Source organism: Paracoccus sp. SY (assembly GCF_002901215.1).
Classification (GTDB): domain Bacteria; phylum Pseudomonadota; class Alphaproteobacteria; order Rhodobacterales; family Rhodobacteraceae; genus Paracoccus; species Paracoccus acridae.
Genome location: NZ_NWMQ01000012.1, coordinates 91,076 through 103,852, shown reverse-complemented (window position 1 = coordinate 103,852; position 12,777 = coordinate 91,076). Strand labels below are relative to the sequence as shown.

The following is a 12,777-nucleotide window of genomic DNA, read 5'->3' as shown; positions in this document are numbered from 1 at the left end:
GGCCGCAGGAGCCGCCGCAGGACGGGTCGCGGCGGGACGCGTGGCCGTCGTGGCCTGACGCGGCGCCGCGGGCGCGGGCGCGCGGGTCGCGGCGACGGCCTGTGCGACCTCGGCCGATGCGGGACCTGCGCAGCCGGTTTCGGTTCGGCCCGACACCGTCAGGCGTGCGGTAAAGGGGAACCTGTCGCCCGACATGCTGTCCTGGCAGGCCGTGGCGCGGATGTTCAGCACGAAGGGACGGCCTGAATGCACGCCCACATATTCCACGCCCTGCGCGAAGTTCAGGCGGTTCACGCGGATCGGGCGGCCGCGCTGATTGTCGGGCGTCTTGTAGATCGCGGTGCCGCCCGCCGCATCGACGGCCCAGAAGGGCTCGTTCCCGCGCGCGCTGAAGGCGGCGGTGTTATAGGTCGTGGCCTCGGCGGTGGACACCGGGCGCGCCTCGGCCCCGGTCTCGATGGGTTGTTCCAGCGGCGAGACGCCCGGCGGTCCCTGGTGGCCCTGGACCTGCGGCTCGGATCGGCCGAGGCCCGGAAGGTTCGCGCCGTCGCAGGCAGCAAGAGGCAGGGTCATCAGGGCGATGAGTGCAAGACGCGGGGTCATCGGTCGGCCTTCCTTGGGATCACTGTCGCGCCAGCGTTAGCAATCACCGCACGCAGGCACAAGCGCGCCCGTAGCTGACGGCAACAGGCCGCCGCCCCAGGGTGTCAACAATTCGGCACGTTGACCGCCAGCCCCCCAAGCGATGTTTCCTTGTACTTGTCCGACATGTCGCGCCCCGTCTGGCGCATCGTCTCGATCGCGGCGTCCAGCGGCACGAAATGGGTGCCGTCGCCGCGCAGCGACAGGCTGGCCGCCGACACCGCCTTGATCGCGCCCAGGCCGTTGCGTTCGATGCAGGGAACCTGCACCAGGCCGCGCACGGGATCGCAGGTCATGCCCAGGTGATGTTCCAGCGCGATTTCGGCCGCGTTTTCGACCTGTTCCGGCGTCCCGCCCAGAACCGCCGCCAGCCCCGCCGCCGCCATCGCGGATGCGCTGCCGACCTCGGCCTGACACCCGGCCTCGGCGCCCGAGATGCTTGCATTGTGCTTGACCAGCCCGCCGACGGCCGCGGCGGTCAGCAGGAATTCGGGGATGTCGCGTTCGGACGCGCCGGGAACGTGGTCCAGCCAGTACCGGATCACGGCGGGCACCGTTCCCGCCGCGCCGTTGGTCGGCGCCGTGACGACCTGGCCGCCTGCCGCGTTTTCCTCGTTCACGGCCATGGCATAGGTGGACATCCAGTCGTTGATGACATGGGGCGCGGTCAGGTTCATGCCGCGTTCGGCCAGCAGCTTTTCGTGGATGGCCTTGGCGCGGCGCTTGACCGACAGCCCGCCGGGCAGGATGCCGTCGGTGGTCAGCCCCCGGTCCATGCAGTCGCGCATCACCTGCCAGATCCGCATCAGCCCGTCGCGGATCTCGGCATCGCTGCGGAAGACGCGTTCGTTGTCGTGCTTCATCCGGGCGATGGACTTGCCCGAGGCTGCGGCCATCTCCAGCATCTCGGCGGCGCTGGAAAAGGGATAGGGCACCTTCGGCGCATCGTCGCTGCGTTTTTCGTCCCCCTTGCGGGCCAGTTCATCGTCGGTCAGCACGAAGCCGCCGCCGATGGAATAATAGATGCGGTGAAAGATCACGTCGCCCTGCGCGTCAGTGGCCGACAGCGTCATGCCGTTGGCATGGCCCGGCAGCGCGTGGTCGAAATCGAACCGCAGGTCGCGGTCGGGATCGAAGACCAGATCGCCCAAGCCCTCGGGCGACAGCACCCTGGTTTCGCGGTTCTTCGCCAGCGCGGCCTCGGCAGCCTCGGCGTCCAGCGTGGCGGGAACGAAGCCCGCAAGGCCCAGGATCGTGGCGCGGTCGGTCGCATGTCCCTTGCCCGTAAAGGCAAGGCTGCCGTGCAGGCTGGCCTTCAGCCCATGCGCCCGGAAGGGCTGCTGGCGCAATTCGTCCAGGAACCGCGCACCGGCGACCATTGGCCCCATGGTATGCGACGACGACGGGCCCACGCCCACCTTGAACAGGTCAAAGACTGACAGGAACATGTGTCCCCCTTGCATTTCGGGCTTCATCTAAACATCTGACCGGGCCAAAGGCCACTTGGATTGCGGCAGTTGGATGGGATCTTGGCGACATCCCCACCTGCGCCTGCATTGCCTATAAAATGGGCATCCTGCCGCAGATCAAGGCAACAAGACAGATGACCGTTTATCGGGCATATCCGGCCAGAATTGCAATCTTGCGGCCGGTTCGGCGCAGGGCGAAGGAACAGGACATGGCATTCGGCGACCCGATCATTCTTGGCAATACAAGGCTTGGCCCGCCGGTGTTTCTAGCGCCCATGGCGGGAATCACCGATCTGCCGTTTCGCCGCGCCGTTGCGCGATACGGCGCGGGCCTGATGGTCAGCGAGATGGTCGCCTCGACCGAGATGGTGACGCCGCGCCCGTCCACCCGCGCAGCCGTCCGCGCCAAGGCCCTGACCGAGGGCGCGCTGCCCGTCAGCGTCCAGATCGCCGGGCGCGAGGCGGGGGCCATGGCCGAAACCGCCCGCATCGTCGAAGGCATGGGCGCGCGCATCATCGACATCAACATGGGCTGCCCCGCCAAGAAGGTCACGGGCGGGCTGTCGGGCGCCGCGCTGATGCGCGACCTGGACCATGCGCTGACGCTGATCGACGCAGTGGTGGGCGCGGTATCCGTGCCGGTCACGCTGAAGATGCGGCTTGGCTGGGATGACGATTGCCTGAACGCCCCCGACCTGGCCCGGCGCGCCAGCGATGCGGGCGTCAGGATGCTGACCGTGCATGGCCGGACGCGGGCGCAGTTCTACAAGGGCGGGGCCGACTGGTCGCGGATCCGGGCGGTGGCGAACCTGCAGGGCCGCCCGCCGCTGGTCGCCAATGGCGACGTGGTGGACGCGGCATCGGCGCGGGCGGCGCTTGCGGCATCGGGCGCGGATGCGGTGATGGTGGGGCGCGGGGCGCAGGGCGCGCCCTGGCGGCTGGCCGGGATCGCGCATGACCTGGTGGGAAGCCCCGCGCCTGTCGTGCCGCAGGGTGCCGCCCTGGCGGACGCGGTGGCGGAACATTACGAGGATATCCTGGACTTCTATGGCATCGACCTGGGCCTGCGCGTCGCCCGCAAGCACCTGGGCTGGTATGCCGATGCGAACGGCGCGCCGCTGCGCGACCGGATGCTGCGCGCGGACAGCCCCGCCGAAACGCTGGCCCTGATCCGCCAGGCCTTTGCCGACGCGCAGGAGGCCGCATGACGCGGCGCAGCCCCGCCGGCTTTGACGAGGCGCAGCCCGGTCCAGGGTGGGAGGCGCTGCCGCTGCCCGCCCTTGTGCTGGACGGCCAGGGCCGCGTGGCTGCGATGAACAATGCGGCGGAAATCTGGCTCAACATGTCGCGCAACTCGACCCTGGGGCGGGCGCTGGAAGGGGACGAGATGGGCACGCGGCTGCGCATCCAGCCGTCGCTTGGGCCGTTGGTCTGCCGGGTGATCGCGGGGGACGAGGCGCTGTATCATCCCGGCATCCGGTTCGAGATCGGCGACCGCGCGGGCGGCCACCAGGATCGCCATGCCGCCGTCCATGTCGGCCCCGCGGGCGATGTCGGGGGTGCCGTGACGCTTTTGCTGGTGCCGCAGGACGAGGCGGGGCTGCATAACCAGACCCGCGCCGTCCGCACCGCCGCCCGCAGCGCCATCGGCATGGCCGAGATGCTGGCACACGAGATCAAGAACCCCCTGGCGGGCATCCGGGGCGCCGCGCAACTGATCGGCATGAACGCATCCCCCGAGGATCGCGAAATGGCCGAGATGATCGTCAGCGAATCCAGGCGCATCGTGTCCCTGCTGGACCAGGTGGAACGCTTCGGCGACACCTCGGCCCCGAACCTGCGGTCGATCAACGTCCATGACGTGCTGGAAAAGGTGCGTCGGTCCGCGGCCGTGGGATTTGCCAGGAAGATCGCCATCGTGGCGGAATACGACCCCTCTCTGCCGGATGCCCTGGCCGACGGGGACCAGCTGACCCAGGTCTGCCTGAACCTTGTCAAGAACGCCGCCGAGGCGCTGAAGGACACCGACCATCCGATGATCCGGCTGCGCAGCTTCTATGACCACGGCCTGCGCCTGCCGCCCGACGACGCCGACCCCACCGGCCGCCCCTTGCCCCTGCAGATCGAGATCGAGGACAACGGCCCCGGCCTGCCGCCCGTCATCGCCGACCAGATCTTCGAGCCCTTCGTGTCGGGACGCGAGAACGGCACCGGCCTGGGCCTGGCGCTTGTCAGCAAGATCATCACCGACCACGGCGCGCTGATCCGCGTGGATTCGCGCCCCGGCCGCACCGTTTTTCGCATATCATTGCCCAAGGCATAAGGACCGACGCCATGGACGGAACCGTTCTGATCGCTGACGACGACCGCACCATCCGCACGGTGCTGACCCAGGCGCTGACCCGCGCGGGCTGCCGCGTCCATGCCACGGGCAGCCTGGCGCAGCTGTCCAAGTGGGTCGAGGAAGGCCGGGGCGATCTGGTCATCACCGACGTGATGATGCCCGACGGCAACGGCATCGACCGCATCCCCGCCATCCGCAATGCGCGGCCCGACCTGCCGGTCATCGTCATCTCGGCCCAGAACACCATCGTCACCGCGATCCGCGCGACCGAGGCCGAGGCCTTCGAATACCTGCCCAAGCCCTTCGACCTGCCCGACCTGATGGCCAAGGCGGGCCAGGCCCTGTCGCGCCGTCCGCGCAGGTCCGACCCGGCCCCTGAAGCGGGCGCCGCGCCGCGCCCCGCGGCCGATCCCGCCATGCCGCTGATCGGCCACGCCCCCGCGATGCAGTCGCTGTTCCGCATGGTCGCGCGGATCCTGAACGCCGACCTGCCGGTGCTGATCGCGGGCGAACCAGGCGTGGGCAAGACCACCATCGCGCGGTCCTTCCACGAACTGTCCGACCGTCGCGACAGCGGGTTCGCGATCCTGACCTCGGCCGACGCGAGCGAGGAGGCGATCATCCGGGCGGCGGACAAGGCGCGCGGCGGCACGATCGTCGTGGAAAACCCGGCAGGGTTCGATCCGGCGGCCCAGGCGCGGCTGATCGGGTTGATCGAGTCCATGGAAAGCGGCCCGGACCGCGCCATGGCCCCGCGGATCGTGGCCACGACCGGCCCGGATCCCCAGTCCGACGTTGCGTCGGGACGGCTGCGGTCGGATCTGTATTACCGACTTGCGGGCGTGACCGTGACCGTGCCGCCCCTGCGCGCGCGGGTCGATGACATCCTGCCCCTGGCGGCGCACCTGCTGGCGCGCGCGGCGACGCAGGGCTTGCCCGACCGTACGCTGGGCGACGATGCAGCCAGCCTGCTGCGCGTCCATGCCTTCCCGGGCAATGTGCGGGAACTGGAAAACATGATGCGCCGACTGGCCCTGACCGCCAGCGGCACCACCATCACCGCTGCCGAGATGCGCGAGGCGCTTAGCCAGCAGGCCGGCGGCCGCACGGCCTCCATCGCCGCCATGCCGATGCCCGCCACGCCGGTTGCGAACGATGCCGGTCTGCCCGGCGGCTTTCATCTGGGCGGGGGCAACGGCCCCCTGTCGGATTCGGTCGAGGCGCATCTGCAACGCTATTTCGACCTGCATGGCGACAGCCTGCCGCCGCCCGGTCTTTACGACCGCATCCTGCGCGAAATCGAACGCCCGCTGCTTCAGGTGGCCCTGGACGCCACCGGGGGCAATCAGCTGAGATGCGCCGACCTGTTGGGAATAAACCGCAATACCCTGCGCAAGAAGCTGACCGAGCTGAATATCGAGGTGACACGCCGCCGCAAACTGATGTAAAACCGCCACAGGGGGCGGCGCCAGCGTATCGGCGCCGCAACAGAAGGCCGCGTCAGACGGCAGGCGGGGGCAATGGCAGGTGCCGCATCAGGGTTGAGCTGGGACAGGCTCGCAAGGATCAAGCTGCCGCGTCACTGGCGCGGGGGAATGGCCGTGGCGATTCTGGCCCTGGGCATTCTTCTGGCGGGCGCGACCATGACGGTGCTTGGCCCGCTGGCCCAAGGCGCCGAAAGCCGGATGCTGCGGCTGATCCTGCTTCTGGACCTTGCCTATCTGATCGTGCTGATCGGGATCATCGTGCTGCGCATGTCGCGCCTGATCACCGCGCGCCGCAAGACCGCGGCCGGATCGCGGCTGCACGCGCGGCTGGTGCTGATCTTTGCCGGGCTGGCCCTTGTGCCCACGGTCTTGGTCGCGCTGTTTGCGGGATTTCTGGTCAATATCGGGCTGGAAGGCTGGTTCTCGGGCCGGGTGCAGCAGGTCGTCACGACATCCCAGGCTGCAGCCGAAGCCTATCAAGAGGAACACCGCCGCGACCTGACCGAGGATGCCCGCGCCCTGGCCAGCGTGCTGACCCAGGCGGGGCGGGCCAATCCGCTGATCGACGACGGCGAATTGCGGCTGCTGCTGGGGCAGGGGCAGGCGCTGATCCAGCGGGGCTTGCGCGAAGCCTATGTCATCAACGGCAACGGGGAAATCCGCGCGCGGGGCGAACGGTCCTATCTGTTCTGGTATGAAGCCCCGACCAGCAGCGATCTGGACCGCGCCCAGACCGAAGGCGTCGTGCTGATCGAGGATTGGCAGAACAACGAATTCCGCGCCCTTGTCGCCCTGCCGCCGCTGGCCGACCGTTACCTGTATGTCACCCGCGACGTGGACGGCGCATTGCTGGGCCTTGTGGACGACACCCGCGCGACGGTCGGCAGCTATCGCCAGCTGGAACAGACGCGCAGCCAGGTGCTGTTTGAGTTTTCCTTGGTCTATCTGGCCTTCGCGCTGCTGCTGGTCGCGGCGGCCGTCCTGCTGGGTCTGTGGTTCGCATCCCGCCTTTCGAGACCCATCGGGCTTCTGGCGCAGGCCAGCGAGCAGGTGGGCCACGGCAACCTGGATGTCCAGGTGCCCGAACCCGACACGGGGGACGAGATCCAGACGCTGGGGCAGTCCTTCAACCGCATGACCCGGCAACTCAAGACCCAGCGGGAAGAACTGATCGACAGCTATCGCGTCAGCGACGAACAGCGCAGGCTGTTCGACAACGTGCTGTCATCCGTCACCTCGGGCGTGATCGGGCTGGATGCGGCAGGGGAAATCGACTTCGTGAACCGGTCCGCCAGCAAGCTGCTGGGGCTGGATCCGAAACGCGACATCGACGCGCTGCTGTCCGAAGCGGTGCCGGAATTCGCGCCGCTGTTCGACCGGCTGTCGGCCTCGGTCGCGGAAACCGTGCAGGACGAGGTGCGGCTGATGCGCGACGGCAAGGTCGAAAGCCTGCTGGTCCGCATGGCCGTCCGTCGCGGCACCGACGGCGACCTGGAAGGCTATGTCGTGGCCTTCGACGACGTGACCGAGCTTGTGACCGCGCAGCGCATGGCCGCCTGGGGCGACGTGGCGCGAAGGGTCGCGCACGAGATCAAGAACCCGCTGACGCCGATCCAGCTATCCGCCGAACGCCTGCGCCGCAAGTTCGGCAAGCTGGCATCGCCCGAGGACAAGGCCTCGCTGGACCAGTACACCGACGTCATCATCCGCCAGACGGGCGATCTGCGCCGGATCGTGGACGAATTCAGCCGCTTCGCCCGGATGCCCGAACCCAACCGCGCGGAAATCGACCTCGCCGCCCTGCTGCGAGAGGTCACGCTGTTGCAGCAGGACGCGCTGAAAGGGGCATTGCAGGCGCATATCCCGGACCAGCCGGTGATCGTGGATTGCGATGCCGGGATGCTGCGGCAGGCCTTCACGAACCTTGTGAAGAACGCCGGAGAAGCGGTTGACGAGGTGCGGGAAAACGCGCCCGATGGTTGGACGGGGCAGGTCACGGTCTTGATGCAGGCCGACCACGATGCGGTCACCATCCGCATCGCCGACAACGGTCCCGGCCTGCCCGCCGACCGGTCGCGCCTGTTCGAGCCTTATGTGACCATGAAGGCCAGCGGCACCGGCCTGGGTCTGCCGATCGTCAAGAAGATCGTCGAGGAACATGGCGGCAGCCTGTCCCTGTCGGACCGGCCCGACGGCCCGGGCGCCTTGGCCGAAATACGCCTGCCGCGGGAACGCCATCCCGTGCGCGGCGCACAACGCAAGACAAAAACAAAAGAAGATGAGGCAGCACCGATATGAGCGATATCCTGATCGTTGACGACGAACGCGATATCCGCGAACTGGTCGCGGACATCCTGAAGGACGAGGGGTTCGAGACGCGCCTTGCCGCGAACTCGGACGAGGCGCTGGCGGCGCTGAACGAACGCCCGCCCGCGCTGATGGTCTTGGACATCTGGCTGAAGGACAGCCGCATGGACGGGATCGACATCCTGAAACAGGTCAAGCGCAACAACCCGGACGTGCCCGTCATCATCATATCCGGCCACGGCAACATCGAGATCGCGGTGGCGGCGATCAAGCAGGGCGCATACGACTTCATCGAAAAGCCCTTCAACATCGACCAGTTGATGGTGGTGGTGAACCGCGCGATGGAAGCCAGCCGGCTGCGGCGGGAAAACAGCACCCTGCGCCGGGGCGGCGACCGCGCGGCCGAGATGCTGGGCCATTCCGTCGCCTTCAAGCGCCTGCGCGACAACCTGGACAAGGTGGCGAAATCCAACGGCCGCGTGATGCTGTCGGGCGAACCCGGCACCGGCAAGGAAATGGCCGCCCGTTACATCCACGCCCACAGCCCGCGCAGCAATGCGCCCTTCATCACCGTGCCCTGCGCCACCATCGAGCCGGAACGGATGGAGGAGGTGCTGTTCGGCCGCGAGACGCCCGAACGCGGCATCGAGCCCGGCCTTCTGGAACAGGCCCATGGCGGCGTCATCTATTTCGACGAAGTGGGCGACATGCCCCTGGGCACGCAGCCGAAAATCCTGCGCGTCCTGACCGAGCAGCAGTTCGTGCGGGCAGGGGGCGCGGACCGGGTGCGGGTCGATCTGCGAGTAATCTCGTCCACCAACCGCGACCTGCCTGCCGAGATCGCGGCGGGCCGGTTCCGGCAGGAGCTTTATGACCGTCTGAACGTCGTGCCGGTGGCCGTACCGTCGCTGGTGGAACGGCGCGACGACATCGCGGTGCTGGCGCGCCATTTCATCGACGGCTTCCAGCGCCACCAGGGCCTGACCCCGCGCGAATTGCCCGAGGAAACCGTGGCCGCCCTGCAATCCATGCGCTGGCTCGGCAATATCCGCCAGTTGCGCAACGTGATCGAACGCGTGCTGATCCTGGCCGAAAGCAGCGGTCCGATCCAGCCCGCCGAACTGGAACCCCAGGGCGCCACGCCAGACAACAGCGACGCCCTGGCGCTTGGCCCGCAGATCACCGCCATGGCGCTGCGCGAGGCGCGCGAGATGTTCGAACGCGAATACCTGGTGGCCCAGATCAACCGCTTCGGGGGCAATATCAGCCGCACCGCGCAGTTCGTGGGGATGGAACGCAGCGCCCTGCACCGCAAGCTGAAATCCCTGGGCGTCGTCGGCGGAATGCGGGCCGAGGACGAGATGCTGATGGGCAAGTAGGGTGGTTGCGCGGCGCGCGGCCTGGGCATAGGCAGAAGATGGCGCAGGCGGCAAAGGGGCGGCCATGAAGATCATCATCTGCGGCGCGGGCCAGGTCGGCTGGCAGATCGCCCGGCACCTGTCGGGCGAACGCAACGACGTCACCGTCATTGACAACAACGCCGACCTGATCCGCCGCGCGACCGATGCCCTGGACGTGCAGGGCGTGACGGGATTTGCCAGCCATCCCGACATCCTGGACCGGGCGGGCGCCCGCGACGCCGACCTGATCATCGCCGCGACCCATTCGGACGAGGTGAACATGGTCACCTGCCAGGTCGCCCATTCGATCTTCCAGGTGCCCCGCAAGATCGCGCGGCTGCGCAGCAGCGCCTATCTGGATGCGATCTATTCGGATCTCTACACCACGTCGCACCTGCCCATCGACGTGGTGATCAGCCCGGAACGAGAGGTCGCCAAGGCCGCCCTGCAGCGCCTGTCGGCGCCATCGACCTTCGACGTGGAAACCTTCATGGGCGGCAAGGTGCAGCTTCTGGGCATCCTGCTTGAAGACGACTGCCCCGCGCTGAACACGCCGCTGCGCCAGTTGAACGAACTGTTTTCCACCCTGCGCGCCATCGTCGTGGGGGTGCGCCGCCAGACCCGGCTGTTCGCGCCGGAACCGGGGGACCAGTTGTTCGCCCATGACCAGATCTATGTCTTTGCCCATCGCGAGGATGTGGGCCGCACCCTGGAAATCTTCGGCAAGCCGCCCCTGAAACAGGAACGCATCGCCATCATCGGCGCGGGGAATGTTGGCCTTGCTGTGGCGCAGGCGCTTGAATCGCGGCCCGACCGGATCCGCGCCAAGCTGATCGAACGCGACCGCACCCGCGCGGAATTCGCCGCCGACCGGCTGGAACGCACCATCGTCCTGAACGGCGACGGCTTATCCGCCGAACTGCTGGACGAGGCCGCGGTGCCCACGGCGGACGCCGTTCTGGCGGTGACCGACGACGACAAGACCAATATCCTGGCCTCGGTCCGCGCCAAGCAGGCTGGGGCGAAGCTGGCCATCGCCCTGATCAACGACCCGACCATGGTGCCTCTGACCGAGGTGCTGGACATCGACGCCTATATCAATCCGCGATCCACGACGGTTTCGACGATCCTGCGTCATATCCGGCACGGGCGCGTGCGCGACATCTATTCCATCGGCGACGCCGAGGCCGAGGTGATCGAGGCGCAGGCCCTGTCCACATCCCCCATATCCGGCCGGGCGATCCGCGACATCGAATTCCCCGAAGGCGTGCTGATCGGCGCCGTGCAGAAGGGCGACAAGGTGATAAAGCCCATGCCCGACACGCGGATCGAGGAAGGCGACATCGTGCTGATGTTCGCGCTGTCCAAGGACGTCCCCGAGGTCGAGCGCCTGTTGCAGGTCTCGATCGACTTCTTCTGACGCGCCATGGCCGCCCTGCTGCGCCTGCCGCTGTTCGTGCTGATCGCCGCCCTGACGGGGCTGTCGATGCTGCTGCCGGCGGCCTATGCCTCGGTCAACAACAACGACGAAATGGCGCGGACATTTCTTTATTCCTGTCTGCTGGTGCTTGTGGTGGCGGGGCTGATCGGACTGGCCACGGCCGCCAATCCCCCGCGGGCCCGTCCCCGCGATGCCCTGCTGACGATGCTGACGGTCTATGCCGGGATGCCGCTGGTCATGGCGCTGCCCTTCGCCGAAAGCATGCCGGACACCGGGCTGTTCAACGCCTGGTGGGAAATGACCTCGGCGCTGACGACCACCGGGGCCTCGCTTTATTCGGCGGACCTGTTGCCGATGCCCTTGCACCTGTGGCGGGCGATGGCGGGCTGGATGGGGGGGTTCTTCATCCTGGCCGCCGCCACCGCGATCCTGGCCCCGCTGCATATCGGCGGGTTCGAGATCATGGCCCAGCCTTACGGTCGGCGCGAGCAGTATGAACGCCTGCCCCGGTCGGCCGATCCGCTGGACCGGAACCCGCATCTGTCCGCGCCGGGCTTCCAGACGGTGCTGGCCCATCCCCACTACCGCCTGATGCGGTCGGCCGTGGAGGTCTTTCCGGTTTATGCGGGGCTGACTGGCGCGCTGTGGCTGATCCTGCTGGTGCTGGGGGATCCGGGGCTGGTCGCGCTGTGCCGGGCGATGGGGACATTGTCCACCAGCGGCATCTCTCCGGTCCTTGGGCCGCCCGGCACCAGTTCGGGCCTGCCCGGAGAGATGGCGGTCTTCCTGTTCCTGATCCCGGCCCTGTCGCGCCGCTTCTGGCCGGGGGGCGGGGAATTGCGCGCCAGCGACCGGCTGATCGACGATCCCGAATTGAAGATGGCAGGCGGTTTCGTCGCCCTTGTGGCGCTGTCGCTGTTTGCCCGTCATTTCCTGGGTGCCATCGAAAGCGCAAGCGCGCCCGAAGGGTCGTCGGAAATGCTCTACGACCTGCGCAACGGATTGGCCGCCTTCTGGGGCGGGCTGTTCAACGGCCTCAGCTACCTGACCACGACCGGCTGGACCTCGATCGACTGGCAGGGCGCGCGGGCCTGGTCCGGGCTGACCTCGCCCGGCCTGATCCTGGCGGGGCTGGCGATGATGGGGGGCGGGGTCGCGACCACGGCGGGGGGCGTCAAGCTGTTGCGCGTCTATGCGCTTGCCCGCCACGGGCAGCGGGAAATGGAACGCATCGTTCACCCGAACTCGGTCGCGGGGGGCGGACAGATCGCCCGCCGCCTGCGGCGCGAGGGGGCCTATCTGGCCTTCATCTTCTTCATGCTGTTCGCGACCTCCATCGCCCTGGTGGTGGCGCTCGTCTCGATCCAGCGGATCGAGATCGAGACGGCGACGATCCTGTCCATCGCCGCGCTGACCAATACCGGGCCGCTGGCCGCCGCGATCCCGCTGTCCCCGGCTTTCCAGGCGACGGCGGGCATCGCGTCCGCACCCTGGGAAGGCTGGTCGGGGCTTCCGGTCTTTACCAAGGCGGTGCTGGCGGGGGCCATGATCCTGGGACGGATGGAGACGCTGGCCGTGCTTGCGCTGTTTTCGCCGCAGTTCTGGCGGCGTTGAAGGGGCGCAAATCCGGGGCGCTTGCAAGGGCTGCGGCAACCGCATAGATGTAAGGTCCAACCGGGACAGATCA

General features: G+C 67.9%; 9 protein-coding genes. 7 read left to right on the top strand and 2 right to left on the bottom strand.

The window, feature by feature from the left end:
- A partial coding sequence (locus CK944_RS11695; RefSeq protein ID WP_205049023.1) for a COG3650 family protein occupies window positions 1-603 on the bottom strand: 603 nt, incomplete at its 3' end.
- A gap of 104 nt (window positions 604-707) precedes the next feature.
- Complete coding sequence (locus tag CK944_RS11690; protein ID WP_103173234.1) at window positions 708-2,090, bottom strand: L-serine ammonia-lyase; 1,383 nt, start codon at window positions 2,088-2,090, stop codon at window positions 708-710.
- Between the two features lie 230 nt (window positions 2,091-2,320).
- Here CK944_RS11690 and dusB point away from each other — a divergent pair, with 230 nt between their 5' ends.
- From dusB to CK944_RS11655, 7 genes are all read left to right on the top strand, one after another.
- Window positions 2,321-3,319, top strand: coding sequence for a tRNA dihydrouridine synthase DusB (gene dusB, locus CK944_RS11685; RefSeq protein WP_103173245.1), 999 nt, complete (start codon window positions 2,321-2,323; stop codon window positions 3,317-3,319).
- On the top strand, window positions 3,316-4,434 hold the full coding sequence (locus CK944_RS11680) for a nitrogen regulation protein NR(II) (protein WP_103173233.1): 1,119 nt from the start codon (window positions 3,316-3,318) through the stop codon (window positions 4,432-4,434). Before dusB ends, CK944_RS11680 begins: the two co-directional genes overlap by 4 nt.
- Window positions 4,435-4,445: 11 nt before the next feature.
- Window positions 4,446-5,903: a sigma-54 dependent transcriptional regulator gene (locus tag CK944_RS11675; protein WP_103173232.1), complete on the top strand. Its 1,458-nt coding sequence runs from the start codon at window positions 4,446-4,448 to the stop codon at window positions 5,901-5,903.
- A 72-nt stretch (window positions 5,904-5,975) separates the two neighbouring features.
- Window positions 5,976-8,240, top strand: coding sequence for a PAS domain-containing sensor histidine kinase (locus CK944_RS11670; protein WP_103173231.1), 2,265 nt, complete (start codon window positions 5,976-5,978; stop codon window positions 8,238-8,240).
- Entirely contained in the window at window positions 8,237-9,628 is a 1,392-nt protein-coding gene (locus CK944_RS11665) for a sigma-54 dependent transcriptional regulator (protein ID WP_103173230.1), read from the top strand. The genes CK944_RS11670 and CK944_RS11665 overlap by 4 nt, the downstream gene beginning before the upstream one ends.
- A 64-nt stretch (window positions 9,629-9,692) precedes the next feature.
- On the top strand, window positions 9,693-11,069 hold the full coding sequence (trkA, locus tag CK944_RS11660) for a Trk system potassium transporter TrkA (protein ID WP_103173229.1): 1,377 nt from the start codon (window positions 9,693-9,695) through the stop codon (window positions 11,067-11,069).
- Between the two features lie 6 nt (window positions 11,070-11,075).
- On the top strand, window positions 11,076-12,704 hold the full coding sequence (locus tag CK944_RS11655) for a potassium transporter TrkG (RefSeq protein WP_103173228.1): 1,629 nt from the start codon (window positions 11,076-11,078) through the stop codon (window positions 12,702-12,704).
- Window positions 12,705-12,777 lie beyond the last annotated feature (73 nt).

Bases quoted from the DNA above. Each gene is read 5' to 3' on its own strand.
- CK944_RS11675 (WP_103173232.1), top strand. From the start codon at position 4,446: ATGGACGGAACCGTTCTGATCGCTGACGACGACCGCACCATCCGCACG.
- CK944_RS11665 (WP_103173230.1), top strand. From the start codon at position 8,237: ATGAGCGATATCCTGATCGTTGACGACGAACGCGATATCCGCGAACTG.
- CK944_RS11690 (WP_103173234.1), bottom strand. From the start codon at position 2,090: ATGTTCCTGTCAGTCTTTGACCTGTTCAAGGTGGGCGTGGGCCCGTCG.
- trkA (WP_103173229.1), top strand. From the start codon at position 9,693: ATGAAGATCATCATCTGCGGCGCGGGCCAGGTCGGCTGGCAGATCGCC.
- dusB (WP_103173245.1), top strand. From the start codon at position 2,321: ATGGCATTCGGCGACCCGATCATTCTTGGCAATACAAGGCTTGGCCCG.
- CK944_RS11680 (WP_103173233.1), top strand. From the start codon at position 3,316: ATGACGCGGCGCAGCCCCGCCGGCTTTGACGAGGCGCAGCCCGGTCCA.
- CK944_RS11670 (WP_103173231.1), top strand. From the start codon at position 5,976: ATGGCAGGTGCCGCATCAGGGTTGAGCTGGGACAGGCTCGCAAGGATC.
- CK944_RS11655 (WP_103173228.1), top strand. From the start codon at position 11,076: ATGGCCGCCCTGCTGCGCCTGCCGCTGTTCGTGCTGATCGCCGCCCTG.